At 68.1% G+C, this 24,092-nt stretch carries 23 protein-coding genes and 2 pseudogenes; 15 read left to right on the top strand and 10 right to left on the bottom strand.

Translation table 11 applies throughout. From position 1 onward, the window contains the following. Window positions 1-16 precede the first annotated feature (16 nt). From BLR24_RS14235 to BLR24_RS14215, 5 genes are all read left to right on the top strand, one after another. A complete protein-coding gene (locus BLR24_RS14235) occupies window positions 17-1,429 on the top strand; it encodes a DUF2868 domain-containing protein (protein ID WP_093017868.1) in 1,413 nt (470 codons plus the stop codon). Next, a complete protein-coding gene (locus BLR24_RS14230; RefSeq protein ID WP_093017866.1) occupies window positions 1,426-2,841 on the top strand; it encodes a GTPase/DUF3482 domain-containing protein in 1,416 nt (471 codons plus the stop codon). Before BLR24_RS14235 ends, BLR24_RS14230 begins: the two co-directional genes overlap by 4 nt. A gap of 122 nt (window positions 2,842-2,963) precedes the next feature. After that, entirely contained in the window at window positions 2,964-3,584 is a 621-nt protein-coding gene (locus BLR24_RS14225) for a PAQR family membrane homeostasis protein TrhA (RefSeq protein ID WP_093017864.1), read from the top strand. A 93-nt stretch (window positions 3,585-3,677) separates the two neighbouring features. Beyond that, a complete protein-coding gene (locus BLR24_RS14220) occupies window positions 3,678-4,118 on the top strand; it encodes a helix-turn-helix domain-containing protein (protein ID WP_093018247.1) in 441 nt (146 codons plus the stop codon). Window positions 4,119-4,141: 23 nt separating this feature from the next. Further along, a complete protein-coding gene (locus BLR24_RS14215) occupies window positions 4,142-5,443 on the top strand; it encodes a UDP-N-acetylglucosamine 1-carboxyvinyltransferase (protein WP_093017862.1) in 1,302 nt (433 codons plus the stop codon). A 16-nt stretch (window positions 5,444-5,459) separates the two neighbouring features. On the opposite strand, the gene bla is transcribed toward BLR24_RS14215, so the two are convergent. After that, window positions 5,460-6,353, bottom strand: coding sequence for a class A beta-lactamase (bla, locus tag BLR24_RS14210; protein WP_093017860.1), 894 nt, complete (start codon window positions 6,351-6,353; stop codon window positions 5,460-5,462). Window positions 6,354-6,498: 145 nt separating this feature from the next. On the opposite strand from bla, the pseudogene BLR24_RS30710 reads away from it, so the two are divergent. From BLR24_RS30710 to BLR24_RS14180, 7 genes and pseudogenes are all read left to right on the top strand, one after another. Then, window positions 6,499-6,678 (top strand): annotated as a pseudogene (locus BLR24_RS30710) (transcriptional regulator); the annotation flags it as partial. A gap of 42 nt (window positions 6,679-6,720) precedes the next feature. Then, window positions 6,721-7,257 carry an SRPBCC family protein gene (locus BLR24_RS14205; RefSeq protein ID WP_093018245.1) on the top strand — a complete coding sequence of 179 codons (537 nt, stop codon included), beginning with the start codon at window positions 6,721-6,723 and terminating at the stop codon, window positions 7,255-7,257. Window positions 7,258-7,365: 108 nt separating this feature from the next. Beyond that, window positions 7,366-8,004 (top strand): CDP-alcohol phosphatidyltransferase family protein, encoded by a 639-nt coding sequence (locus BLR24_RS14200; RefSeq protein ID WP_093017858.1) that lies wholly within the window; start codon window positions 7,366-7,368, stop codon window positions 8,002-8,004. 51 nt (window positions 8,005-8,055) lie between these two features. Next, window positions 8,056-8,631, top strand: a complete 576-nt coding sequence (locus BLR24_RS14195) for a glutathione S-transferase family protein (RefSeq protein ID WP_093017856.1) — start codon at window positions 8,056-8,058, stop codon at window positions 8,629-8,631. An 11-nt stretch (window positions 8,632-8,642) separates the two neighbouring features. Further along, entirely contained in the window at window positions 8,643-9,284 is a 642-nt protein-coding gene (locus BLR24_RS14190) for a histidine phosphatase family protein (RefSeq protein WP_093017854.1), read from the top strand. A gap of 45 nt (window positions 9,285-9,329) precedes the next feature. Further along, on the top strand, window positions 9,330-10,292 hold the full coding sequence (locus tag BLR24_RS14185) for a DnaJ C-terminal domain-containing protein (RefSeq protein ID WP_093017852.1): 963 nt from the start codon (window positions 9,330-9,332) through the stop codon (window positions 10,290-10,292). 2 nt (window positions 10,293-10,294) lie between these two features. Beyond that, the gene (locus BLR24_RS14180; RefSeq protein WP_175543271.1) at window positions 10,295-10,606 is read left to right on the top strand and encodes a chaperone modulator CbpM; all 312 of its coding nucleotides are present in this window, start codon (window positions 10,295-10,297) and stop codon (window positions 10,604-10,606) included. Window positions 10,607-10,617: 11 nt separating this feature from the next. Here BLR24_RS14180 and BLR24_RS14175 read toward each other — a convergent pair whose 3' ends face one another. From BLR24_RS14175 to BLR24_RS31265, 5 genes and pseudogenes are all read right to left on the bottom strand, one after another. Then, on the bottom strand, window positions 10,618-11,259 hold the full coding sequence (locus BLR24_RS14175; RefSeq protein ID WP_093017848.1) for a DUF2894 domain-containing protein: 642 nt from the start codon (window positions 11,257-11,259) through the stop codon (window positions 10,618-10,620). Window positions 11,260-11,263: 4 nt separating this feature from the next. Then, a complete protein-coding gene (locus BLR24_RS14170) occupies window positions 11,264-11,923 on the bottom strand; it encodes an OmpA family protein (RefSeq protein ID WP_093017846.1) in 660 nt (219 codons plus the stop codon). Further along, window positions 11,923-14,013, bottom strand: coding sequence for a DUF802 domain-containing protein (locus tag BLR24_RS14165; protein ID WP_093017844.1), 2,091 nt, complete (start codon window positions 14,011-14,013; stop codon window positions 11,923-11,925). The genes BLR24_RS14170 and BLR24_RS14165 overlap by 1 nt, the downstream gene beginning before the upstream one ends. Beyond that, window positions 14,006-14,701: a DUF3348 domain-containing protein gene (locus tag BLR24_RS14160; protein ID WP_093017842.1), complete on the bottom strand. Its 696-nt coding sequence runs from the start codon at window positions 14,699-14,701 to the stop codon at window positions 14,006-14,008. The genes BLR24_RS14165 and BLR24_RS14160 overlap by 8 nt, the downstream gene beginning before the upstream one ends. A gap of 121 nt (window positions 14,702-14,822) precedes the next feature. Then, window positions 14,823-15,369 (bottom strand): annotated as a pseudogene (locus BLR24_RS31265) (DUF2867 domain-containing protein). Between the two features lie 192 nt (window positions 15,370-15,561). Between BLR24_RS31265 and BLR24_RS14150 the strand changes: the two are divergent. The 3 genes from BLR24_RS14150 to BLR24_RS14140 all read left to right on the top strand — a co-directional run bounded on the left by BLR24_RS14150 (window position 15,562) and on the right by BLR24_RS14140 (window position 19,657). Then, window positions 15,562-18,645: a helix-turn-helix transcriptional regulator gene (locus tag BLR24_RS14150; RefSeq protein ID WP_093017840.1), complete on the top strand. Its 3,084-nt coding sequence runs from the start codon at window positions 15,562-15,564 to the stop codon at window positions 18,643-18,645. Between the two features lie 118 nt (window positions 18,646-18,763). Then, window positions 18,764-19,123: a group I truncated hemoglobin gene (locus BLR24_RS14145; protein WP_093017838.1), complete on the top strand. Its 360-nt coding sequence runs from the start codon at window positions 18,764-18,766 to the stop codon at window positions 19,121-19,123. A gap of 63 nt (window positions 19,124-19,186) precedes the next feature. Next, complete coding sequence (locus BLR24_RS14140; protein WP_093017836.1) at window positions 19,187-19,657, top strand: cupin domain-containing protein; 471 nt, start codon at window positions 19,187-19,189, stop codon at window positions 19,655-19,657. A gap of 47 nt (window positions 19,658-19,704) precedes the next feature. On the opposite strand, the gene BLR24_RS14135 is transcribed toward BLR24_RS14140, so the two are convergent. From BLR24_RS14135 to metE, 4 genes are all read right to left on the bottom strand, one after another. After that, on the bottom strand, window positions 19,705-19,983 hold the full coding sequence (locus tag BLR24_RS14135; protein WP_093017834.1) for a DUF4242 domain-containing protein: 279 nt from the start codon (window positions 19,981-19,983) through the stop codon (window positions 19,705-19,707). A 210-nt stretch (window positions 19,984-20,193) separates the two neighbouring features. Then, a complete protein-coding gene (locus BLR24_RS14130; RefSeq protein WP_093017832.1) occupies window positions 20,194-20,532 on the bottom strand; it encodes an alpha/beta hydrolase in 339 nt (112 codons plus the stop codon). Between the two features lie 286 nt (window positions 20,533-20,818). Further along, the gene (locus BLR24_RS14125; RefSeq protein WP_254787292.1) at window positions 20,819-21,604 is read right to left on the bottom strand and encodes a hypothetical protein; all 786 of its coding nucleotides are present in this window, start codon (window positions 21,602-21,604) and stop codon (window positions 20,819-20,821) included. Window positions 21,605-21,734: 130 nt separating this feature from the next. Further along, complete coding sequence (metE, locus tag BLR24_RS14120; protein ID WP_093017829.1) at window positions 21,735-24,089, bottom strand: 5-methyltetrahydropteroyltriglutamate--homocysteine S-methyltransferase; 2,355 nt, start codon at window positions 24,087-24,089, stop codon at window positions 21,735-21,737. Window positions 24,090-24,092: the final 3 nt, after the last annotated feature.

The following is a 24,092-nucleotide window of genomic DNA, read 5'->3' as shown; positions in this document are numbered from 1 at the left end:
TTGCGAAGGGACCCTGTTGACCAACACCGCGTTGCGCGAATCTGCTTTTCCGGACGCGGTCATTACCGAGGCGATCCGATGGACCGAGGAGAAAGGTCCACTCGACGATGCACAAGCCATGCGCATCGCCGCCTCGCGCGCACCTGACGAACACACACGCATCACGGCGCGGGCGCTTCAGTTGGGCGAACGCATCGGGCTGCAATCCGAACTGGCTCGCACGCGCCAATGGGGCCCATGGGTGCTTCTCGGCCTGGTCGCGCTCGTCGTCGTTGCCGGCCTGGGGCTCGCGGGCAACGTGGTCGGCGGCGGGGACCGGCACATCAATGTGATCGTCGCGCTTGTGAGCCTGCTGGGCATTCACCTGCTCACGCTGTTGTTCTGGCTGGTCGGCCTTTGGCTGCCGCTCGGTTCCTTCAATACCAGCTCGCTCGGCTGGATCTGGCTGTCGCTCACCGCGCGCGTCGCCGGCGGCAAGCGCGGCCAGGCACCGGTGCTGGTGCGCGCCGCCACCGGGCTCCTGGCGCGCGCCAGGCTGCTGCCCTGGGCCTTTGGGCTCGTGAGCCACGGCATCTGGTCGCTCTCTTTTGCGGTGGTACTGGCCGCGCTGCTGTTCGCGCTGGCGTTCCGCAGCTACACGCTGAGCTGGGAAACGACGATCCTCGACCCGGCCTTTTTCGTGCGCGGCGTGCAGGTGCTGGGCTGGGCCCCGGCGCAGATGGGCTTTCCGGTTCCCGATGCACAGGCCGTGCTCTCGGCCACTCCAAACGCCGGGGGCCAGCGCACGTGGGCGCTGTGGCTCACCGGCTGCATCGTCGTGTACGGCCTGCTGCCGCGGCTGGCGCTCGTATTGCTGAGCGCTGTGGTGTGGCACCGGCGCCGGGCTGCGCTCCAGCCCGACTGGAGCGAACCCTACTACCGCAAGTTGAAGGCGCGCTTTGCCGCACTCGCGCCGCCCGCCATCGTCGATGCCGACCCGGGACGGGCACCAGGCATCACGCCTGACGGGCTGACGCCCTCGGACCTGCGGGACACCCTGTTCGTCATCGGCTTCGAACTGCCACCGGATGCGCCATGGCCACCCGAAGGCCTGCAAGCCACCGCGACCACCGAGATGCAGCGGATCGACGGCAGCGCACTCGCGCGCCGCGCCCTGCTCGACCGGTTGGCAGCGGTCCGCCCGCGTGCCGTGCTGCTGGTGTGCCATGCGGCATCGAGCCCCGACCGTGGCACCGAACGCTTCCTGCGCGACCTGCTGGCCCATTGCGGCGAATGCCGGCTGTGGCTGGCCGATGCCACCAGGGACGCAGCGAACACCGGCGCATCGCAACGCTGGATCGACTGGCTGCAGGGCACCGGCCTGCCGCGCGTGGCGGCCACGCACAAGCTCGAAGACGCATTGCAGGGCCTGGGCGCAGCCACACCATGACGACGACACAGCACGCCATCCGCATCGCCGTTGTCGGCCACACCAACGCGGGCAAGACCTCTTTGCTACGCACGCTGACGCGGCACGCGAGCTTCGGCGAGGTGTCGCAGCGCCCCGGCACCACGCGCCACGTGGAGTCGGTCGATCTCGAAGTGAACGGCCAGCCTGCGGTGCGCTTCTTCGACACGCCGGGGCTCGAAGACGCGGTGGCGCTCCGCGAGCACCTGGCGGGCCTGGACCCGCAGGCCACGCCGCCCGAGCGCATCCGGCTGTTCCTGCAAGGCCCTGAAGCCCACGGCGTGTTCGAGCAGGAGGCCAAGGTGCTGCGCACCATGCTCGACATCGATGCGGCGTTTCTCGTCATCGACGTGCGCGAGCCGGTGCTGCCCAAGTTCCGCGACGAGATCGAACTGCTCAACTCCTGCGCCCGGCCCGTGATGCCGGTGCTGAACTTCGTGCGCGACGGGGCCAGCCGCGAGCCGGCCTGGAAGGAACTGCTCTCGGCCTACGGCCTGCACGTGCAGGTGAGCTTCGATGCCGCCGCGCCTTTCGTGGGGGCGGAGCGCGAGTTGTACAACGATCTCTCCACCCTGCTGCGCGACCGGCGCGAGCTGCTGCGCGGCGTGGTGGATTCATTGACCGCCGAGGCCGCCGAGCGCCGCCGCGCGGCTTGCACGCGCATTGCCGGGTTGTTGATCGACGCTGCCGCGTTGCGCCGCAGCATGCCTGCCGAAGAGTTCGCCGACACGACACGCCGAAAAGCGTTCATCGCAGCGCTGCAGAAAGACGTGTTCGACAAGGCGCAGCGCTGCACCGACGACCTGCTCGCGCTCTACGGCTTCCGCCAGAACGATGCCGGCGAGGCGCCGCTGCCGCTCATCGAAGGCCGCTGGACGCTGGATTTCTTCAGCCCGGAAGCCATGAAGGAAGCCGGCCTGCGGCTCGGCAAGGGCGCGGTCATCGGCGCGGCCGTGGGCGTGGTGGCGGACCTGGCGGTGGCCGGCATTTCGCTCGGCACCGGTGCCGCGGTGGGCGGCGCCATCGGCGGCGCGGTGTCGCAGGGCTGGGGCCCCTTCGGGCGCAAGCTGGCGAACAGGCTGCGCAACGTGCACGAGCTCACGGTCGAAGACGGCGTGCTCTTTGCGCTGGTGGCATGGCAGCTGAAACTCGCGCGGGCACTGGAGCGCCGCGGGCATGCAGCCACCGGCCGCATCGCAGCCGAGACGAGCGCGACGCAGGACGCGCCGACGCGCGCCACTGCCGCCGCCGTGCGGGCGGCACGGCCCGCGCGCAGCCATCCGGAGTGGGAATCGGCCGGCGTGGCAGCGCGCACCTTCTGGCGCCCCGCGCCGCAGCGCGATGCGCTCGCGGCCGATATCGCGCAGACGCTGCAGGACGCCTTCGGGGCCTGAGCGCTCCGGCGTGCTGCGCCGGCGGGTCGAGCAACCCGGGCTGCGGTCACCGCGCCGTCATGAGGCAAACCTAGCATCCGCTGGCCTTTGCCCTCCATAACCAAGACTGCACTCCCGACTCGATGTACCCCGGCGAACGGCTCAACGGCTACACCCATCTGCTCGGTCTGGTGCTCGCCCTGGTGGCCACGGCCCTGCTGCTTGCCAAGACCGTGCCCACCGGCGACCCCGCGCGGATTGCCGGCGCACTGGTGTTCTCGCTTTCGGCGGTGGCGCTGTATGCGGCGTCCACGCTGTTCCACAGCACGCGGGGGCCTCGCAAGCGCCTTTGGGAAAAGGCCGACCACTGCGCCATCTACCTGCTGATCGGGGGTACCTACACGCCGTTCGCACTGGTCACTTTGAATGGCTTGTGGGGCTGGCTGCTGCTTGCCGCCGTATGGAGCGCCGCGCTTTTCGGCATAAGCCGCGAGCTGTTGCAGGGCAAGGGCGCGGCAACCAAGCCGGCGTTGACGCTCTACATCGGCATGGGCTGGCTCGGCGTGCTGGCGGCCGTGCCACTGGCCGCCCGGCTCGAGAGCGGCGGACTGGCCTGGCTTTTGGCCGGCAGCGTGCTCTACACCGTGGGCACGGTGTTCTACCGGAACCGGCGGGGCTTCAGGCATGCGCATGGCACCTGGCACCTGTTCGTTCTTGCGGGCACCGCGAGCCACTTCGTGTCCGTGGGCTGCTTCGTGCTCTGACGACAGGCCGCCGGCCCGGCCTTCAAGGGCCGCAGGCGCGTGTTGCCGTATCTCCCAAGGCAACACGTCCCAAGAGATGTGCAAAATGCGCCCATGCCAAATATCGCCTCCATCCTCAAAGCCGAGATTTCCCGTGTTGCCCGCAAGGAGGTGCGCACAGAGATCGAAACGCTGAAAAAAGCATCCACGCACCATCGTGCCTCCATCGCCGCATTGCGCCGGCAGGTCGAGAAACTGGAAAAGGAACTGCGACGCACCACCAAGGTGTCCGCGCGCGTCTCCCCCGAAGGCGATGCCGACGAAGCAGGCGACTCCGGACCGGCCCGCCGCTTCAGCGCCAGCCGCCTGGCCACGCACCGCGAGAAGCTCGGCCTTTCGGCCGCGGCCTACGGCAAGCTGGTGGGCGTTACCGGCCAGACCATCTACAAATGGGAACAGGGCAAGGCCCGTCCCCGCAAGGCGCAGCTCGAAGGCCTGGCATCGGTGCGCGGACTGCGGCCGCGTGAAGCCGCGGAGCAACTGGGCGCGGACTAAATCGCTCCAGGCCCCGCATTCCCATGTCCAACCTCATCGTGCATGGCGGCACGCCGCTTCGCGGCCGCATCACCCCTTCCGCCAACAAGAACGCCGTGCTGCCCGTGCTGTGCGCCACGCTGCTCACGAACGAGCCGCTGCGCCTGCATGGCGTGCCGGACATCACCGACGTACGCAAGATCCTCGACATCTTTCGCAGCCTGGGCAGCGAGGCGCGCATGGACCACGCCACCGGCACGCTCGATCTGCACCACCGCGAAACGGCTTTTGACGCCGCGCGCGACCGCCTGCCGGAGGAAATGCGCTCGTCGATCATGCTGGTGCCCCCGCTGCTCGCGCGCTTTGGTATTGCGCGGCTCGAGGACAACGTCAAGGGCTGCACGCTGGGGGTGCGCGAGATCGATCCGCACGTCGACGTGTTCCGCCGCTTCGGCGGCCAGGTGGAGCGCGCCAGCGGCTCGCTCCTGGTTCGGTGCGACGGACCGCTCACGCCCACCGAGCACTGGCTCGACTATGCGTCCGTCACGACGACCGAGAACTTCGTGCTGTGCGCGGCGGCGGCCAAAGGCACATCCACGCTCACCAACGCGGCGTCCGAGCCGCACGTGCAGGAGTTCTGCCGCTTCATGGCCATGCTGGGCGTGCGCATCGAAGGCATCGGCACCTCGCGGCTCACGGTGCATGGCGGCAACGCCTTGCGTGGCGGAGAGTTCCGCTTCGACGAAGACTTCCACGAAATCACCACCTTCCTGGCGCTGGGTGCCATCACGGGCGGCGACGTGGTCGTGCGCAACAGCGCGCCCGATAATTTTCCGCTGATCGACCGCACCTTCGCCAAGTTCGGCGTCACCATCGCGCACGAAGACGGCTGGTCGCGCGCCAGCTGCGCCGGTCCGCTGAAGGTGCAGACGCCTTTCACCAGCAACGTGCTCACCAAGGTGGAGGCTGCGCCCTGGCCCTACTTTCCGGTCGACCTGCTTCCCATCTTCATTGCGCTGGGCGTACGTGCCCATGGCAATGCGATGTTCTGGAACAAGGTTTACGACGGCGCACTGGGGTGGACCGGTGAACTCTCGAAGTTCGGCGCCCATGTTTTTTCCTCGGACCCGCACCGGCTCATCAGCTTCGGCGGCAGCCCCCTGACGCCCGCCGTGGTCGAGAGCCCCTACATCATCCGGGTGGCAATTGCGCTCTTCATGGTCGCGGCCAGCATCGAGGGCCGCTCCGAAATCCGCAATGCCACACCGATCCGCCGGGCCCATCCCCGCTTCGCCGAAAACCTGCGCAGCCTCGGCGCGCAGGTGGAGTGGACCAGCGAAGAGTAATGCGTAGGCGCTGGGCTCAGGCCCGCAGTGCGTTCGCGACGATGCGCGCCGCCGACGCGATGACGTCGTTGCGGCCCTCCGCATCCTTGCGCGTCGGAAACGTCAGGTAGACCGCCAGCACCAGCGGCGCGCCAACTGGCGGCCACAGCACGCCCGTGTCGTTCACGGTGCCGTACGAGCCAGCGCCGGTCTTGTCGCCCACCTTCCAGTCGGCCGGCACGCCGGCGCGAATGCGCGTGGCGCCGGTGGTATTGCCCAGCAGCCAGTTCTGGAGCTGGCCGCGTTGCGTCGCCCCGAGCCCGTCGCCCAGCACCAGCCGCTGCAGGCTTGCGGCCATGGCCTCAGGCGTCGTGGTGTCGCGCGGATCGCCCGGAATGGCACTGTTGAGTTCGGTCTCCCAACGATCGAGCCTGAACGCCTGGTCGCCGATGGAGCGCGCGAACGCGGTCACTGCAGAAGGCCCGCCGAGAATTTTCATCAGCAGATTGGCCGCGGCGTTGTCGCTGTATTGAATGGTGGCGGCGCACATCGCGGAGACCGCCATGCCCTGCTCCAGGTATTTTTCGGTGATGGGCGAATGGGGCAGGATGTCGCTCTTGCCGTAGCTCACGCGGCGCTCGAGCAGGGCGCTGTCGCGGGCGCTGCGCTCGAGGATGGCCGCGGCCAGCATCGTCTTGAAAGTGCTGCACAGCGGGAAGCGTTCGGTTGCCCGGTGCTGTACGCGCGCGCCGGTAGCCGTGTCGAACGCGGCCACGCCGAGCCGGCCGCCCACGGAGCTTTCGAGCGCCGCAAGCTGCGCCTCGGCCGATGTGGCCTGCAGCTCTTTCGCGGACCACGCGGTACAGGCGCTGGCCAGCGGCAGAGCGGAGGCGGCAAGCAGGAAGGTACGGCGATTGGCAAAGGATTTCATTTGTTTGTCAGCGAGTGGATGGAACGAGAGAAATCGTAGGAGCGGCATCGCGCAGGCTCCAGCGCCAGGGAGCGCAACCGCGTCTCGCCTGTATCGGGTGTAACCGCGCAACTCATTCAACTATCTGGTTGAATAACTGCCGGGCGCATCGAAGCATGGCAAGGCGCTGGAGCGCGCGGGCCTGGTTTCTCGCAACGTGCAGGGCCGCGCGCATGTCTGCCGGCTGGAACCGGTGGCGCTCGCATCGGCCAACGAATGGCTGCGCCACTATGAAAGCTTCTGGAACAACCTTCTGGACGCGCTGGAGCTTGAGTTGCGGCGCGATTCGCCCGCCAATGAAGACCTTCCCTTCTTCAAGGAGCAAGCCATGACCAAGACCAGCCTCGGAACCCTCATCGAACCCGGCACCCTGCGCATGGAACGCACCCTGCCCGCGCCCATCGAGCGCGTGTGGGCCTATTTCGTCGAGCCCGACAAGCGCGCGGCCTGGCTGGCCGGCGGCACCATGGCGCATGAGATCGGCGGCGTATTCGAGCTGCGTTTCGATCACACCCGTCTTTCCGGCGAAGTGGCACCCGACCGCTTCAGTGCCTGCCGCAGCCCCATCTCCCAGACATCGCGGGTCATCCAGATCGAACCGCTGAAGCGCCTGACCATCAGCTGGGGCAGCGAGAGCCCCAATGCTTCCGAGGTGAGCTTCGAGTTCACGCCTGAGGGCGATTCGACCCGTCTCGTGCTCACGTACCGCCGCCTGCCTGACCGCAAGGAAACGCTCAGTGTCGCCAGTGGCTGGCATGCCCACCTGGATGTGCTCGACGACGTGCTGCACCAGCGCAAGCCCAGGGGGTTCTGGACCCGCCACGCGGAGCTCGAAAAGGCTTACGAGGCCCAGCTTCCGGCCTGAGCCGCCAGACCCGCTTTGCCGACCGCTTCCGGAGTCGGATGGCGACTACAGGCAAGCGGCCTGGCTTGCGTTAAGGTGCGGAGCATTCGCCGACTCCGAAGCACGCCCATGACCACCCCTCCCCCCGCACCGGCCCGCAAGCATTTCTCGATGATCCGGGGCTTTCACCTGGCCGACGTATTCACGCTCGGCAACGCGGCTTGCGGCGTGGGGGCGGTGTTCCTTGCCATGGCGTTCATGGCCAGCCAGTCGATCGGGCAATTCTTCTGGGCGGCGGCGCTCGCACCGGCGGCCTTCGTGTTCGACGTGTTCGACGGCCGCATCGCGCGCTGGCGGCAAACGCACTCCGCCCTGGGGCGCGAGCTCGATTCGCTGGCCGACGTGATTTCCTTCGGCGTGGCGCCCGCCGCCCTCGCCTTTGCCGCGGGCCTGGACGGCGGCTGGGACTGCGTGCTGCTGATCTATTTCGTCTGCTGCGGCGTGAGCCGGCTCGCGCGCTACAACGTCACGGCCGAGGCGCTTTCCGCAGGCGCCGACAAGGTGAAGTACTTCGAAGGTACGCCCATCCCGACCAGTGTGGTGCTGGTGGGCGTGCTGGCCCTTGCAGCCTGGCAGGGCCGTATCGGCGACGCGGTGTGGGGCGGCGCCTTGGCGATCGGTCCGTGGCTGCTGCATCCACTCACCCTGCTCTTTGCGCTGTCGGGCACGCTGATGATCAGCAAGACGCTGCGCATTCCCAAGTTCTGACAGGGCCAAGGTGCCGGTGCCGCTGCCGGTCCAATGAAAGGAGACCTCCTGATGAAGTTGTATTTCGATCCGCACAGCCGCGCACAGGTCGCGAAATGGATGCTCGACGAAGCCGGCGTTGACTACGAAATCGTGCCCACCCTCATCCGGGAAAAAGCGCACAAGAAACCCGAGTACCTGAAGATCAATCCCGCCGGCAAGCTGCCGGCGCTGGTCGACGGCCGCACCCGCGTCTTCGAGAACGCGGCCATCTGCATGTACGTGGCCGAGAAGTTTCCAGAGGCCAGGCTGGCGCCGTCCGTTGGCTCGCCCGACCGCGGCCGCTACCTGTCGCTGATGGTCTATTCGACGGCGCAGCTTGAGCCTTCGATGGGCGACAGCCTGCTGGGGCTGCACAGCAACAACAGCGCGCGCGGCTGGACCGATTTCGAGCACGCCAAGGACGCGGTGGAGCGCGAGCTGGGCTACGGCCCCTATCTCTTCGGCGCGCAGTTCACCGCGGCCGACGTGATGATCGGCTCCATGTTCATCTGGCACCGCGCATTCGGCGGACGCTCCAACCGGGCCAAGATCGATGCCTACATCGACCGCCTGCAGGCACGCCCCAAGGGCATGAAGTTCGGTTGAAGCACACCCCCATGTCACAGGCACCTTTTCCCCACGGCGCGACCGCCGGCCTCGACCAGCTGGTCCGCATCGCCGCCGAGCAGCCGCTGGCACCGGCCTGCGACCACTTCTACTTTCTGCGCCACGGCCAGACCGGCCGCAACGCGCAGCGCATCTTCCAGGCCGTGGACGAGCCGCTGAGCGAGCTCGGGTTGCAGCAGGCGGCCCGCGCCGCCCAGCTGCTGGCGGGGGAGCCGATCCGCACCATCGTCTGCAGCGACGCACGGCGCGCGCACGACACGGCGCATACCGTGGCCGCAGTGCTTCGCCTCGCACCAACGCCCCAGGCCGCGCTGCGCGAACGCAACTTCGGCGCGCTCATCGGCACCTCGTCGGCCAATATCGACTGGGCTTGCGAACCCGAAGGCGGCGAAACCCTCGCGCAGTTCGTGGCCCGCAAGCGGCTTGCACTCGATGCGGCACTGGCAGAGCCGGCACCGGTGCTGGTGGTGGCCCATGGCGGCACTCTTTATGCACTGGCCGCGCTGATCGGTGTGCCCATCGACCTCGATCTGCTCGGCAATGCGCAGCCATTGCGTTTTTCGCGGAGCGGCCCCACATGGACCGTAACGCCGCTGCTGCGGCATGCCGACGGCGATTCAGCCCTGGCCTGACAGCTCGGGCGCGTACTGTTCGGCGTTCACCCACAACCGACCGCCATGGAATTCAAGGACTACTACAGCGCCCTGGGCATCGACCGCACCGCGTCCGACGACGACGTGCGCAAGGCCTACCGCAAGCTTGCGCGCAAGTACCACCCCGACGTCAGCAAGGAGCCCGACGCCGAGAAGCGCATGCGCGACGTCAACGAAGCCAACGACGTGCTGCGCGACAAGGAAAAGCGCGCCGCCTACGACGCGCTGGCCGACCGCGTGGCGCGCGGTGGCCATCCCGAGGGCGACTTCCAGCCGCCGCCGGGTTGGGACACGGGTTTCGAATTTCACCGAGGCCCGAACCAGGGCCCGGCCGACCACGCGGATTTCAGCGAGTTCTTTTCGTCGCTCTTCGGCGAGGCCGAACGGCGCGGCGCGGCAAGGCGCAACTACCGCGCACGCGGCGAAGACCATCATGCGGCCATCGAGATCTCGCTCGAAGACGCGCTCAACGGCGCCGAGCGCGAGATCACGCTGCGTTCGCAAGAAATCGACGCGCAGGGCCGTCCCGCGTTCAAGACGCGCACGCTCAGCGTCAAGATCCCGCCCGGCATGCATCCGGGGCAGTTCATCCGGCTGGCCGGACAGGGCATGCCCGGTCACGGCGGCGAGCCCTCCGGCGATCTCTACCTGGAGGTGCGCATCGCGCCGCACAGGCTCTATCGCCTGGAGGAACGCGACATCTACATGACGCTGCCCGTCACACCGACCGAGGCAGCGCTCGGCGCGCAGGTGACGGTGCCCGTGCCCACCGGGGGCGCGGTCGAGGTGACCGTGCCGCCCAATGCGCGCAGCGGCCTCAAGCTCAGGCTCAAGGGCCGCGGGCTTGGCGGCAAGCAGCCCGGCGACCTGTACCTGCTGCTGGAAATTGCCCTGCCCCCCGCCATCGCGGAGGCCACGCGCAAGGCCTACGAGCAGCTCGCGCAAGCGTCGACTTCGTTCAACCCACGCCAGCATCTGGGAGTGTGAGCATGGCGACCGTTTCCGTCACAACAGCCATCAGCGCGTCGCAGCCGCTTGCCGCGAGCGAGCTGGCCCACGCCTGCGGCGCCGACACCGAATGGGTGGTGCAACTCGTCGAAGTCGGCATCGTGCAGGTCACCACCGCCGAAGCGCCACCCGAGCGGTGGCAGTTTTCGAGCGCCGACCTGCAATGCGCCCTGGAGGCGCGCAGGCTCGAGCGCGACTTCGGCGTGGGCCTCGATGCGGCCGCGCTGATTCTCGACTTGCAGCACGAGGTGCGGCGGCTGAAAGCGATGATCCGCGCGCACGGCTTGCGCTGACCGGCCCGGCCTCAGCCGGATTTGCCGCGCGCCGTCTTCTTCTGGCTTTCGGCGCGGGAGGTGTTTGCCGCGGCCGGGGCATTGGTGCCGTTCAACTGGTCGACCCACAACAGCGTGTCGACGTACGACATGAACCGATTCAGATATTCGGGCGAGAGCTCGTGCATCAGCATCAGCGACCGGTGCACCAGGTGATGCGAGTTGAGCGGCCCGGCGTTGTCCGGCACCTTCGCCAATGATTGCGTCAGTCGCCGGTCGGCGCTGAGCCGCGACCAGGTGCTCCTGAAATACCGGAGCGTCTTCAGTTCGGGAGCGGGCACGGCATCGGTGGTCGCAGTCAGCCCTTCGGCTTGCAGCGGCGACTGCCGCGCAATGTGCTCGACGAGTTCGGCGAGCGGCCCGCGAGCGGGCGGTGCAGCCTGCTTGGAACCTGCATTTCGCGGCGCCGCGGGAACAACGCCCGCGTTCTTTTCAAGACTCTCGCGATACGCCGCGAGCAGACCTTCCAACTTGTCATCGAGGATGCGCCGCGTATCGCCCTGGTGCTCGGCCGCGCGTCTGGCCATCGCCTCGATGAAACGAAAGCGCACCGGGTCCACGCGATGCTCGCCGCGCGCACGCCACGCATCAAGTATCGCCACGGGGTCGTCCATGACGCTACTCACGGGCCTTCGCGCTGGCGCCGGTCTGCTGGCGAGGCGTGGGTGCCATTTCGACGCGCCGGTTCTTTGCCCGTCCTTCGGCATCAGCATTGGACGCCACCGCCTGCTCGGACCCGAAGGCCGCGGCAAACACCGATGACGAGGGAATGCCTTCTTCGATCAATGCGCGCGTTACCGTCAAGGCGCGCTGGGCGGACAGCTCCCAGTTGTCCGTGAACGGCCGGTTGCCCTCTTTCGTCTGCCGCATCTGCCGGTCGTCGGTGAAGCCGCTCACCATCAGCACCTCGTCACGCGCGCGGAGGTAGGCGGCCACGGGCGCGGCCAGGCTCTTGAGCACTTGCCGGCCCTCGGGCTGCAGATCGGCCGAGTTGAAGGCAAACAGCACGTTGCCGCTGATGCCGATGCGCCCGTTGGTGAGCGTGACCCTGCCAGCCGCAAGCGGCCCTGCCAACGCCTGCTCGAGCGCCTCCCGGCGCTGCGTCTCGGCCTGGCGCTGCTGCACCTCGGCCTGCAGCTTTGCCGCAAGGTCCAGCTGCATGCCGAGCGCGCCCACCAGGATCAGCACGAAGGCGCCGACGAGCCCCGACATCAGGTCGCCGAAGACCGCCCACACCGGCACGCTCGGCTCCAGGCCGGCGTCGAGATCGTCGCGCATCACGCTTCGCTCGCCACGGCCTGCTGCCGGCCGGCAATCTGCTGCAGGTCTTCGACGATCTGCTTCTGCGACATGATGCTGAGGTCGATGACTTCCCTCGCCTGCGCCACGTAGTAGGCCAGCTGCTCGTCGCTGCGCGCAATGGACTTGCCGAGCGCACCTTCGACGCGCTGCAGATGGGTCACCAGCTTGTCGTTCGATTCGCTGAACAGTTGCACGGCAAGACCGAAGGCTTCGCCGAGGCTGGCCACTTCGACGGCGCTGCCGGTGATCTGCGCGGCGACACCGGCCATCTTTCCGGTTTCCGCCTCGACCTTGTCGGTGAAGCGGCTGCCAACACGCTCCAGCACATCCGCCGACGCGCCGACCAGCGCATCGACCGCCGAGCGCTGCTCGGTGGAGGCATGGTTCACGGCGTCGAGCAGGGTTCCCAGCGTTTCCATGATGCGGCTGCGTTCTTCCAGCATCGCGTTGTCGCGCGCCATGCTGTCGGAAAGCTTCTGGCGCAGTTCGGCCACCACTTCGGCAGCGACGCGCGGCGCGTCGGACGCGGCTTGCAGGAGCTGGGCGATTTCGGCCACCGTGGTCTTCGCGTGGGCTTCGGCCTGGGCCGACATGTCGCGAGCGGTTTGCGCCAGGGTCTCGAAAAGTTGTTGCTGCTGGCCCTCCGCGTGCGCACCCGCCTGCCGCCACTCTTGCTGCAGCGACGTGGCCATGGCCGCCAGTGCTTGCGTCCAGGCCGACAGGCGCTGCTCGTCGCGCGCCGCCATCTGCGTCTGAAGATCGGCGTGCGCCTGGTCCACGGTGCGCAGCAGCGATGCCGCGTGCTGCTCGAAGCCTGCGGCTGCGGAGGCGAAGGACTGGTGCGTGTCTTCCGACAGTTTTTCGCTGACGCGCTGATGCTGTGCGAGCGCGCTGCCCCAGGTTTCGGACACGCTGCCTACCGTGCCCTCGAGGCGGGCGGAAACGGCTTCGACCAGCGATGCCGAACGTTGCTCGAAGGTCGCGGCAAAGCGCTCATGCGATGCGCTCAAGTCTTTGGCCAGCGCGCCGGAGGTGCGCTCATGCTCGGCGAGCGCGGTCTTCCAGGTGTCGGCCACGCTGGTCGTCGCGAGCTCGAAGCGGCCCGAGAGCCCGTCGAGTTGCTGCTGCACGGTGCGTGCGACCGTGTCGTGCAACGAAGCCGTCTCGCGCGCGATGCTGGCCATGGTGGCTTCGACGACCGGCTGGATCGTGGCGCCGGCGATGCGGGCGCTTTCGGTCAGGCTTTGCTTCAGCGACTGGTCGACCGACGAGGCGAGCCCGGCATACACGGCCTCGGCCTGGGTGTGGAAGTGCGCTTGGCCGGTGACGAGCCGCTCGTTCAAGGCCTGGGCCTGGCGCTCCATCGTGGCCATCATCGCCTGCAGCTGGTCGACCAGCCGGGGCATCAGCTGCGCCTGCTGCTCCAGCAACTGGAACGACGCCTCTCTCCGATGGGTCTCCGAGTAGATGCGCAACGTAGTCGCGATCTTGCTGTCGAGCATCTGCCCGGCCTGCAGCCGTTCGCGCCGGCACAGGGCCGAGGCAAGGCCGAGCATCGCCGAGGCGGCCACGCCAGCCACCGAGGTGCCGAATGCCAACCCCAAGCCCTTGACCGGCGCCGACAGCGAGGCACGGATGGCCGGCAGGTCGGTCGCCGTTTCCAGCGCCAGTCCGGTGCCGTTGAGCGTCACCACCATGCCGAGGAATGTGCCAAGCATGCCCAGCAGTACCAGCAGCCCGGCCAGGTAGGGCGTGAGCGCGGGGCCGGGCAAGCCGACACGCTCGCCTTCGATGCGCAGACGCACCGCATTGCGCAGCGTCGGATGAAGTTGGCCGAGCCATGCGCCGAGGTCTGCCGGAGCGGCCGACAAGTCGGCCACGGCGCGGTTCAAGGTGAACGTTGCCTGCTGAAACCGGTGCAGCTCCACCGCACCCATGATGTAGAACGCGCCGACGATCATCGTGACAATGAGCGCCAATGGGTGCGAACCGACGTAGCCGGCGCCAACCCAGCACACGACGGCCAGGCCCGCGGCAAAAACAGCGTAGTGAAGAAATCTATTCATGGCACTCTGGTTGCCTCATGCGAAGGGCTTCGAGCAGCCCTTCGATCGGTTGAAATCGGAAATCCAGTTCGGCGAGCAGCACGTTCTTCATGTCCTTGCGGAACACATGCAGCCACTCGCCGGCCTGGGGTTCGCCGGAGGATTCGGCTGTCGTCGACGACGCGCCGTTCCCGCTCAAGCGGTTGAAATGCTTTTCGAGCAGCGCGGGCACGCCTGCCAGCAGGCTGTGCTCGCGCGCAGCCAGTACCTGCTCCATGACCACGTCCACTGCAGCCAGCCTTGCCATGGCCGGGGATCTGGCCGCCAGCGTGGTCCGCAGGCGCCCGCGCAGGGGGCCGATGCCCGCCTCCATGGCCTGCTGCAGTGCGAGGTAGCGGCGGCGGAACGGCGCGAAGTCGGCCGCTGCCGCGGCAGCGCCGTCTTCCGCGATGACATTGGCCAGCGCGGTACGCGCACGGGCGCATTCCCGCTCCTCGGTGTTCGCGAAAGCCCGTTGCCGGGAAGAAGCAGCCGCCGGAACCCCCTCCAGGGCCGCGGACAACGAAATGGCATCGGTCCAGCCGAACCACTGGCTCAATCGATCCGCGGTGGCTTGCCGGGGTTCGCGGACTTCCGTGTCGGCCAGTCGGGAAAGCAAGCGAACGAGCGCCGAACCATTGAAAACTGTGCGCTGTGAAACTTGCGCCATACCGCCAGAACGAAAAACCTGGCAGTCTACACTGGCCACCCCTCCCCGAAGCCCTGCCCGGCGGCCCCGCCCCGGTGAAACTTCAGGTAACGCGCCAGTCGGTAACCAGGCGTTTTTCCGTTCAGGCCGCCGCGTCGGCCGGCCAGCCCGCTCGCGCCGCGCGTTCGAGTGCTGAACGCACCACCAGCCGATGGAACGGCGCGATCAGACGGATGTAGTTGCGGCCGAACAGGTTGTGGCAGTGCACCACCGTGACCGCCGTGAGCGAATCGCCCGCCGACGAGCGCATCACCGAGACGCGGAAGTCCAGGTGCCGGTCGTCCTCGCCCAGCACGATCTCGTCCACATGCGTCTCGTAGATGCGGAAGATGCCGATACGCGGTGCACCGACCGCCCGGGGTGCCGACGCGCAAGGCGCTGGCGGTCTTGATGCCGAAGCCGCCGACCAGCCGGTCACGCAGCGCCATCAGCCTGTCGACCCAGGGTGCAGGGCGTTCGAACGCGAAGCGCGCGAGCGCCAGGATGTCGCGGGTAGCGTCCGGTGGCAGGTCGATGGCGTAGGCGTCGGCCAGAAAGGCGCCGCGATAAAGGCCTGCGACGCGCGCTCCGACAGGCAGTGCCTCGCGGCGAGCGTGGCTGGGCGAAACGGGAGGTCGGTCGGGTGCCATGCGGGGCTCGTGGTGTTGATTCATTGGCTCACTGGCACCCATCATCGCCGCAAACGAACGTGCGGTGCCCGTTCAGCCGGGCGGCTGGACTCCCCGCTGAGGCGTGGCGTAAGTCCTAAGCCCTACAAGCGCTGACCGCGCGCAGACTCGTTCCATGCCGGCCCCATGGGCCGGAAAAGCTCGAGGAGCGGCATGGCCATGCAGGATCGGATCGTTTGTCATCGCTGCGGGCGCGTTTGCCTGCACGCCGACGCGCCATGCCCGGCCTGCGGTGCCGCGCCGGTGGCGAGCCCCGCGGTGGCGGGCGCGACCGAGCCCTTCGTGGGACGCCGCGGCGAACTGCAGCTGGCGCACGATGCGCTCGGCGGCGCACTGGCCGGGCGCGGCCGTGTGATCATGGTCAGCGGAGAGGCCGGCATCGGCAAGACCCGGCTGGCACAAGAGGTGGCAACGCTGGCCGTGCGGCGCGGCATGCTGACCCTGTGGGGCCGCTGCCTCGAGGAGCCCGGCGCACCGCCCTTCCTGCCCTGGACGCGCGCCATGCAGGCCTGCCTGCGGGCCTGCCGCGACGAGCGCCTGCCGGCGCTGCTCGGTCGGGACGCCGCCGCTGCGGTCGAGATTGCACCCGAACTCGCCGAGCGCCTGCCGCCAGGCACCGCGGTACCGGCCATCGGCGAAGGCGACCAGGCGCGCTTTCGCCTGTTTGCCGCGGTGGCGCATTTCTGGCGACAGGTAGCAACGCTGCGGCCGCTGCTCCTGATCCTGGACAACCTGCACTGGGCCGATGCCTCGTCGCTGCGGCTCCTGGCCTTCATTGCGCAAGAGCTCGGCGAGAGCCGCATCGTGCTGCTCGGCTCGTACCGCGAAGCGGATCTGTCTCGCCAGCACCCCTTGGCCGCAACGCTGGCCGAACTGTTGAACACGCGGCAGTTCTGCCGGCTGCCGCTTCCGGGCCTGAGCCTGGAGGAAACCGAGCGGATGGTCGCCGCGGCAAGCGCCGTGACGCCGCCGCCCGCGGTGATTGCGACCATGCATCGCCGCACCGAAGGCAATCCGCTGTACCTGGTGGAGACGCTGCGCTTCTTGCTGCAGGGCCCGTACGGAACCGACCCGCATGCTGCCGCGGCGCTGGTCGAAACCGTGCCCGGCGGCATTCGCGCGGTGATCGGCCAGCGGCTCAATCGGCTTTCGGCGCCCTGCTGCGCGCTGCTCGCGATTGCCGCCTGCATCGGCCGCGACTTCGACCTGCCGCTCCTGGCCGAACTGGCCGGCGCCGACAGCGACGCCGAGCTGCTGGCCAGGCTCGACGAGGCGCTGTCGCACCGGATCATCGAGATATTGCCGCCCGGACCGCAATACCAGTTCAGCCATGTGCTGATTCGCGAAGTGCTTTACGACGAGCTGCCCGCGGCACGGCGCGTCGCGCTGCACGGGCGCATCGCCGAGTCGCTCGAGGCGCGCCATGCCGCCGATCCCGACGCGGTGCTCGCGCAGCTGGCCTACCACGCGGCCGCGGCATTGCCCGTGGGCAGCCCGTCGCGCGCGCTGGACATTGCGCAGCGCGCCGCCGCGCGGGCCGTCGCGGTGATGGCGTACGAAGAGGCCTTGCGCTGCTACCGGCTCGCGCTGCAGCTGCAAGAGCGGTGGCTGCCCGCCGAGCGCGCGCGGCACGGTGCTTTGCTGCTGGCGCTTGGCGCGGTGCAGACGCATGCCGGCGAGAACGATGCCGCCGCCGCCACCTTTCTGGAGGCCGCCTCGCTGACGCGCGCGCTCGGCGATGCCGGGCTGTTTGCGCAGGCCGCGCTCGGCTTCGAGAACAACGGCTGGCGCATCAGCGGCCCGGGCGAACAGGCGGCGGCCTTGCTCGAAGAGGCGCTCGCGGCGGCCGACCGCTTCGATGCCGCGCTGCGCGTCGACCTGCTCGCCGCCCTGTGCCGCGCCTGCATCTTCTGCGGTCGCCAGCCTGAGGCCAATGCGGCGCATCGCAGCGCGGTAGCACTGTCGCGCGAACTGGCGATGCCGCGGCCGCTGTTCAAAGCCCTGGCCGCGATCCTGCCCGCACGCGGCGATCCCGCACAGCTCGACGAGCGACTGCGCTGCGCGCGCGAAGCCTTCGACGTGGCGGAACGCGCCGGACATCTCGAATGGGTCGACTCGCTCACCGGCTGGTACTTTGGCGACCTGGTCGAGAAAGGCGCGCTCGACGCGGCGCGCTCACTGGCGCAGGTGCACGCGCGGGTGGCGGACGCGATCCGCCAGCCCTTCATGCAGGCCATGGGCCTGGCCAGCCTCACCCTGCTTGCCGCGTACGAAGGCCGCTTCGCGGATTCCGAACGGCTGGCCGGCGAGACCTTCACGCTCGGGCAGCGCTTCTTGTCCGGCAATGCGCAGGGTGCCTACAGCCTGCAGATCTTCGTGCTGCGGCGCCAGCAGGGCCGGCTCGGCGAGGTGCTGCCGGTGCTGCGCGGGCTGGTCGGCCGCGTGCCGCGCAACAGCCTGTGGCAACCCGGCCTCGCGCTGATCTGCGCCGAGCTCGATCTGCACGAGCCCGCCCGCGAAGCCTACGAAGCGCTGGCGGTCGACGGCTTCGCGGGCATTGCGCGCGACGGCATGTGGCTGACCAACATCGTCTTTGCCGCCGAGGTCTGCGCCCGCCTGGGCGACCTGCCACGCGCGGCCACGCTCTACCGGCTGCTCGAGCCCTATGCCGGGCGCAACGTGGTCACCGGCACCAACATTACCTGTTTCGGCGCCGTGGACCGTTACCGCGGCATGCTGGCCGCACTGGCGGAAGACGACGAGAGCGCCGCGCTTCATTTCGCGTCCGCGGCCGCACTCGACGAGCAAGGCGGCAGCCGGCCCTGGCTCGCGCACAGCCGCTTCGAATGGGCACGGTGGCTGGCCCGGCGCGGCGGCGACCAGGCCGCCGCAAGGTCGCAGCTCGACGCGGCGCTCGCGATAGTCCGCGAACTCGGCATGGCCGGCCTCGCCCGCCGCTGCGAGGCGCTGCAGCGCGAGCTCGAAGGCGCCGCTCAATCACCTGCGGCGCCGGAGGGCCTGAGCCCGCGCGAAGTCGACGTGCTGCGGCTGCTCATCGCCGGGCACAGCAACCAGGCGATCGCGCAGCGGCTGTTCATCAGCCCGCACACAGTGGCCCACCATGTGCGCCACATCCTCTCCAAGACCGATTGCCGAAGCCGCACCGAAGCCGCGGCCTGGGCGCACCGCCACCGCGTGGCGTCCGAAGGCTCGACGGTGTCCGCTGCTGGCCGGTAGCCACTGGCCGCACGCGGCCCAAATGGTCAATTCGGGCGATGTGCGGCAACGCGGGCCGTCCTATGGTCTGTCCCAGGCCCGGCGCCGCCGGGTCGGCAAACCAGAAGGAGTGTCTCGTATGCCCGCAACCCTCTATGAACGGCTCGGCGGCGAGGAGCGCATCCAGCGGCTCGTGACCGACGTGGTCGAGAACCACTACAACAACCCGCTGATTCGTGCCCGCTTTGCGAACAGCAACCGCCCCGAAGTGGAGCGCCACGTGGTCGAGTTTCTCTGCGCCGGCAGCGGCGGCCCGCAGTGCTACACCGGCAAGGACCTGGTGACCGCGCACAAGGGCATGAACATCAACGAGCAGGAACTGGTCGCCGCAATCGACGACATCCTCGCGGCGATGTCCAAGAACGGCTACGACCAGGCCGAAAAGAACGAGGTGGTCGCCATTCTTTATTCATTGAAGGGCGATGTAGTGCGGCTGTAGACGACTGCCGCGCTCTTGTCCGCGCCCCGGCGGCGTTCGCCGGTGACACCGAAAGGAAAGACCATGACACGCCAACCATTTGTTGCCTGGGCGATCGGCGCCGCACTGCTCGCGGCCCTTGCGACGAGCTGGGCCCAGACCGCCGACCACCGGATGATTTCGCCCGCCGACTTGAAATGGGCTGACGTTCCCTCGCTGCCACCCGGTGCAAAACTCGCGGTGCTCGAAGGGCCGATGAGCGAAGCCGTACCCTTCACGGTGCGCATCAGGGTGCCAGCCAACTACCGGATCCCGTCGCACTGGCATCCGGCCGTCGAGCGGGTGACCGTGCTCTCGGGCACCTTCCACATGGGACTGGGCGACAAGCTCGACATGCAGAAGTCAATGCCGGTGACCGCGGGCGGCATGATGATCCTGCAGGCCAAGACGCCGCACTTCGCATGGACCCAGGAGGAAACCGTGGTGCAGCTTCACGGCACCGGGCCCTGGGGCGTCACCTACGTCAATCCGGCAGACGACCCGCGGTCGAAGTAAGCCGACGGGAGCGAAGAACGAGCGGCGCAATGCCGCTCGCTGCACGTTCAGGCCGTCGCGACGGCCTCGGCCTGCACCGCTGGCGGGCGCAGCTCGTCGACCTCGATCACCACATCGGCCGGCAACCCGTTGCGCTGCGCTGCCTCGCGGATCATCTCGGCGCTGGGCGCCTCGTACAGGCAGTAGGTCTTCTTCTTGTCGGCGCTCAAGAACGAATACAGCCAGCGGACTCCGACGTCGTCGTTGATGCGCATGATGCTGGCCGCGCCCTCGGGCGAGACCTCGAGTGCATCGGCAAAGGTGCGTTCGATCAGATAGAGAGGCATGGCAACTCCTTCGTTCGGATGAGGCTGCCATCGTAGGACGCGCAGGCGCAGAGCGGCCCCGAGTGTTTCCCCCGCCTGGCCGTTCGTACTAACCAGCCGCCTACCCACCCCGTCGCGCCAAAAGCAAAAAGCCCGACGGTGCTTTGGCACCGTCGGGCTTTTTGTTTGTTGCCGGGAGCAAGCGGCCGTTGCCGCTCTTCCCTGCCTGGATTACAGGCCGGCTTGGCGCGTGAAGCTGCGAGCTTGCGAAGGGATCACGCTGTCTGCGAAGGCTTCGCGACGCAGGTTCTGGCCGGGTGCGTGCGCGGCGGCAACGGCTTCGTTGCGAACTTCAGCGCGGTCGGACGAAGCCAGCACGGGAGCCACTACGGCCGAAGCAGCGTCGCTGTAGGCGTTGCCTTCGCGGGCGGCGGCTGCGGCTTGGGGGGCCACGTCGGCGCGGCTGTAGCCGGCGCTGAGGGGCTGCACGCCTTCATAGGTTTCTGCGTGGGCGCCAGCGGCGGCGAGCAGGGAGAGAGCGGCGGCGGCGAGGATGTTCGAGGTCTTCATTTCAATTTCCTTCTTGATCGGGCTTTGGATGCCTCGAAGTTTGCACCTCAATTACCAGGGAAAACCCTAGCCAATCGAATCGCAGTGTTCATGAAATTGAAACAATGGCGGGGAACTTTCTCGACGGGAGGGCGAAAGTGCTCATCACGAGCGATGGGGCTTCGTCCAGGAGGCGAGTATCGCGCAGCATGGCCAATGCACATTACATGCCAGCAACCGCGCCCTGCATTGCGGCGTTCGCCCTATGCCGTGTCACCCAACAAGACCGCCACCGCACCTGCAGCGGTCAAGAACGCGACCAGCCGCGCACCACCGTCCGGATCGCCACGGCGCCGCTCGCCTTGACCTCCGCGCGATAGGTGCCCACCAGCGCTTCACGCTCGGCCGCGGCCTGCGGGTCGTTGCGCCAGGCCAGCAAAGCGGCCACGTCCGCATCCGGCAGGGCAGCGATCAGCGCTTGCGTGACCTGCTTTTCGAACTCGCGCGCCACGATCAGCAGGTTGCGCGGACGCGGCGACGTGATGCCGCGCGACCACAGCGTGTCGACGGCCATGTCGAGCGTGCGGTCCGGCAACGAAGTGAACTGGCTCGCATTGCCGCGCGCCAGTTGCTTGACCACGGAGCTCAACAGCAGCTGGCTCGAAAAATCGACTTCGCGCACGTCGGCCACGGCCATGCGCTCGAGCAGTTCCGTGCGTGCGGGATCGGCCGGCTTCGCGCGCTCGCGATTGAAGAACTCCAGCTTGCCCGCGTCGTCCATCGCGGCGTAGTCGGCGCGCAGTTTCGAGAAGCGGGCCACCGCGGCCTGCACCTGCGGTCCCGGCGCCGCACCGCCTTTGCCGGCAGCAGCCACCTCCTGCTGGATTGCAGCCACTGAAGCCGCCACGTCGAAGGACCGAGCAGCTGCTGCATCCAATGCCTGGAGAGCCTTGTCTGCAATGGCTTGGTCAGGAGGCTCCAGCAACTGGCGCGCATCGCGCGACACGGCGCCCGGCGCATAGGCCGTCTGGTAGCGCGCCTGCACGCCTTCGAACTGCAGCAGGGCCTGGGCACGGTCTTGAGCCAAGGCCATGGCCGGCGCGAGCAACAACGCGAGGAGAAGAACGGGTGCGAGAAAGAAGCGTCTCGGTGAAACTGAAAGGGGAACCATGCGCCATTATTGATTGGCGCTTGCCATGGCCGCCCTCTCCCACCCCTCAGCTTCAGGCGGCTGCCAGTTCCTTGCGCAGCTGCTTGGCGGCGGCCACCATGTTCGACAGCGCGGCCTCCGTCTCGGACCAGCCGCGGGTCTTCAGGCCGCAATCAGGGTTGATCCAGAGGTTCTCGAGCGGCACCACACCAGCGGCCTTGCGCATGAGACGCACGATCTCGTCGACCGAGGGAACGCGCGGCGAGTGGATGTCGTACACACCGGGGCCGATCTCGTTCGGGTAGCGGAAGCCGCCCGCATCGTTCTCGCCACCCAATCCGCCGAACGCACGCAGCAACTCCATGTCGGAGCGGCTGGTCTCGATGGTGATCACGTCGGCATCCATGGCCGCGATCTCCGGCAGGATGTCGTTGAACTCCGAATAGCACATGTGGGTGTGGATCTGCGTCTCGTCGTGGACGCCCGATGCGCTGATGCGAAAGGCGCGCGTGGCCGACTTCAGGTAAGCCGGCCAGCCGGCACGGCGCAGCGGCAAGCCTTCGCGGATCGCGGGCTCGTCGATCTGGATGATGCCGATACCGGCGGCCTCCAGGTCCACCACCTCGTCGCGGATCGCCCAGGCAATCTGCTCGCAGGTGGTGCTGCGCGGCTGGTCGTTGCGAACGAACGACCATTGCAGGATGGTGACCGGCCCGGTCAGCATGCCCTTCATCGGCCGTTGGGTGAGGCTCTGCGCATAGGCGGTCCACTCGACGGTCATGGGCGCGGGGCGTGCCACGTCGCCGAAAATGACCGGCGGCTTGACGCAGCGCGAGCCGTACGACTGCACCCAGCCGTTGGCGGTGAAGGCAAAGCCGTCGAGCTGTTCGCCGAAGTATTCGACCATGTCGTTGCGCTCGGCTTCGCCGTGCACCAGCACGTCGATGCCCAGTTCTTCCTGCTTGCGCACGGCCAGTGCAATTTCAGCGCGCATCTTCTCGCTGTAGCCTGCGGCATCGAGCTCGCCGCGCTTGAAGGCGGCGCGCGCCGCGCGGATCTCCTTGGTCTGCGGGAACGAGCCGATGGTGGTGGTAGGCAGCGCGGGGAATGCGAAGCGCGCGCGCTGCACCAACTGCCGCTGACCGAATGTGGACCTGCGCTGGTCGTCCCCGGCCACGCTGCGTGCCAGCCGCAGCGCCACGTCGGCGCGGTGCACGCGCGGGCTGCTGCGCCGTGCGGCCACGGCGGCGCGCGCGGCCTTGAGCTCTTCGGCCACCGAGCCTTCGCGGCCGTCGAGCACGGCACGCAGCACGCGCAGCTCGCCCAACTTCTCAACCGCAAAGGCGAGCCATGACTTGAGCTCCGCATCGAGCTTGTTTTCAGCGGCGAGGCTGAACGGCACATGCAACAGCGAGCATGAAGGCGCGATCCACAGTTCGCCGCGGTTCTTGTCGACCACGGGGCGCAAGGTGGCCAGCGCCGCGTCGGGGTCGGTGCGCCAGATGTTGCGGCCATCGACGATGCCGACGGACAGCACCTTGTGGGCCGAGAGCCAGTCGGCCACGCCGGTCAGATCCTGCGGCGCGCGCACGGCGTCCACGTGCAGGCCGGCCACGGGCAGCTGGCAGGCCAGGCGCAGGTTGTCAGAAAGCGGCGAGAAGTACGTGGCCAGCAGCAGCTTGGGCGCGCTGCGAGCCAGCTGCCAGTAGGCGCGCTCGAAGGCGTTGCGCCAGGCATCGGGCAAGTCCAGGCCGAGGATGGGCTCGTCGATCTGCACCCATTCCACGCCCTGCTGCTTGAGGCGGTTCAGCACCTCTTCATACACGGGCAGCAATGCGTCGAGCAGCGAGAAGCGGTCGAACCCGGCTTCTTTTTCCTTGCCGAGGTACAGGAAACTCAGCGGACCGAGCAACACGGCCTTGACCGGATGCCCGGCCTGCTGCGCCTGTGCCACTTCGTCGAACAGCCGCGTCGACGCGAGCTTGAACTGCGTGGCCGCGGTGTACTCCGGCACGAGGTAGTGATAGTTGGTGTCGAACCACTTGGTCATCTCGAGCGCGAAGGTGCCTTCGTTGCCGTGGTTGCAGCTGGCATCGTGCACGTGGCCGGCCTCGTCTTCCACGCCGCGCGCCATCTTGAAGTAGCGCGACAGCTCGGGCTCGTCGCCCTTGAAGCCGAAGCGCTCCGGTTCGCAGCCCAGCAGCTGGATGTGATTGGCCACGTGGTCGTAGCAGGCAAAGTCGCCCACGGTCACGTAGTCGAGCCCCGCGTCGCGCTGGGCCTGCCAGCGGCGCTCGCGCAGCTGTTCGCCCACGGCTTCGAGCGCAGCGCGGTCAATCTCGCCGCGCCAGTGCTTTTCGAGTGCGAACTTCAGTTCCCGGTTGGCGCCCATGCGCGGAAAGCCGAGGGTGTGGATGCGGGTGGTCATTGC

Origin of the sequence: Variovorax sp. OV700 (assembly GCF_900099805.1) — a bacterium.
Lineage (GTDB): Bacteria > Pseudomonadota > Gammaproteobacteria > Burkholderiales > Burkholderiaceae_C > Variovorax.
Note: the sequence above shows the minus strand (reverse complement) of the source record. Positions and strands in the feature narration are given on the sequence as shown.

What these genes read in the sequence shown, in the direction of transcription:
- BLR24_RS14130 (WP_093017832.1), bottom strand. Translation starts at nt 20,532, where the DNA reads ATGAAGACCTCGAACATCCTCGCCGCCGCCGCTCTCTCCCTGCTCGCC.
- BLR24_RS14190 (WP_093017854.1), top strand. Translation starts at nt 8,643, where the DNA reads ATGTCACAGGCACCTTTTCCCCACGGCGCGACCGCCGGCCTCGACCAG.
- BLR24_RS14165 (WP_093017844.1), bottom strand. Translation starts at nt 14,013, where the DNA reads ATGAATAGATTTCTTCACTACGCTGTTTTTGCCGCGGGCCTGGCCGTC.
- BLR24_RS14175 (WP_093017848.1), bottom strand. Translation starts at nt 11,259, where the DNA reads ATGGACGACCCCGTGGCGATACTTGATGCGTGGCGTGCGCGCGGCGAG.
- BLR24_RS14135 (WP_093017834.1), bottom strand. Translation starts at nt 19,983, where the DNA reads ATGCCTCTCTATCTGATCGAACGCACCTTTGCCGATGCACTCGAGGTC.
- BLR24_RS14180 (WP_175543271.1), top strand. Translation starts at nt 10,295, where the DNA reads ATGGCGACCGTTTCCGTCACAACAGCCATCAGCGCGTCGCAGCCGCTT.
- BLR24_RS14145 (WP_093017838.1), top strand. Translation starts at nt 18,764, where the DNA reads ATGCCCGCAACCCTCTATGAACGGCTCGGCGGCGAGGAGCGCATCCAG.
- metE (WP_093017829.1), bottom strand. Translation starts at nt 24,089, where the DNA reads ATGACCACCCGCATCCACACCCTCGGCTTTCCGCGCATGGGCGCCAAC.
- BLR24_RS14150 (WP_093017840.1), top strand. Translation starts at nt 15,562, where the DNA reads ATGGCCATGCAGGATCGGATCGTTTGTCATCGCTGCGGGCGCGTTTGC.
- BLR24_RS14200 (WP_093017858.1), top strand. Translation starts at nt 7,366, where the DNA reads ATGACCACCCCTCCCCCCGCACCGGCCCGCAAGCATTTCTCGATGATC.
- BLR24_RS14160 (WP_093017842.1), bottom strand. Translation starts at nt 14,701, where the DNA reads ATGGCGCAAGTTTCACAGCGCACAGTTTTCAATGGTTCGGCGCTCGTT.
- BLR24_RS14125 (WP_254787292.1), bottom strand. Translation starts at nt 21,604, where the DNA reads ATGGCCTTGGCTCAAGACCGTGCCCAGGCCCTGCTGCAGTTCGAAGGC.
- BLR24_RS14205 (WP_093018245.1), top strand. Translation starts at nt 6,721, where the DNA reads ATGACCAAGACCAGCCTCGGAACCCTCATCGAACCCGGCACCCTGCGC.
- BLR24_RS14220 (WP_093018247.1), top strand. Translation starts at nt 3,678, where the DNA reads ATGCCAAATATCGCCTCCATCCTCAAAGCCGAGATTTCCCGTGTTGCC.
- BLR24_RS14215 (WP_093017862.1), top strand. Translation starts at nt 4,142, where the DNA reads ATGTCCAACCTCATCGTGCATGGCGGCACGCCGCTTCGCGGCCGCATC.
- BLR24_RS14230 (WP_093017866.1), top strand. Translation starts at nt 1,426, where the DNA reads ATGACGACGACACAGCACGCCATCCGCATCGCCGTTGTCGGCCACACC.
- BLR24_RS14195 (WP_093017856.1), top strand. Translation starts at nt 8,056, where the DNA reads ATGAAGTTGTATTTCGATCCGCACAGCCGCGCACAGGTCGCGAAATGG.
- BLR24_RS14140 (WP_093017836.1), top strand. Translation starts at nt 19,187, where the DNA reads ATGACACGCCAACCATTTGTTGCCTGGGCGATCGGCGCCGCACTGCTC.
- BLR24_RS14170 (WP_093017846.1), bottom strand. Translation starts at nt 11,923, where the DNA reads ATGCGCGACGATCTCGACGCCGGCCTGGAGCCGAGCGTGCCGGTGTGG.
- BLR24_RS14185 (WP_093017852.1), top strand. Translation starts at nt 9,330, where the DNA reads ATGGAATTCAAGGACTACTACAGCGCCCTGGGCATCGACCGCACCGCG.
- BLR24_RS14225 (WP_093017864.1), top strand. Translation starts at nt 2,964, where the DNA reads ATGTACCCCGGCGAACGGCTCAACGGCTACACCCATCTGCTCGGTCTG.
- bla (WP_093017860.1), bottom strand. Translation starts at nt 6,353, where the DNA reads ATGAAATCCTTTGCCAATCGCCGTACCTTCCTGCTTGCCGCCTCCGCT.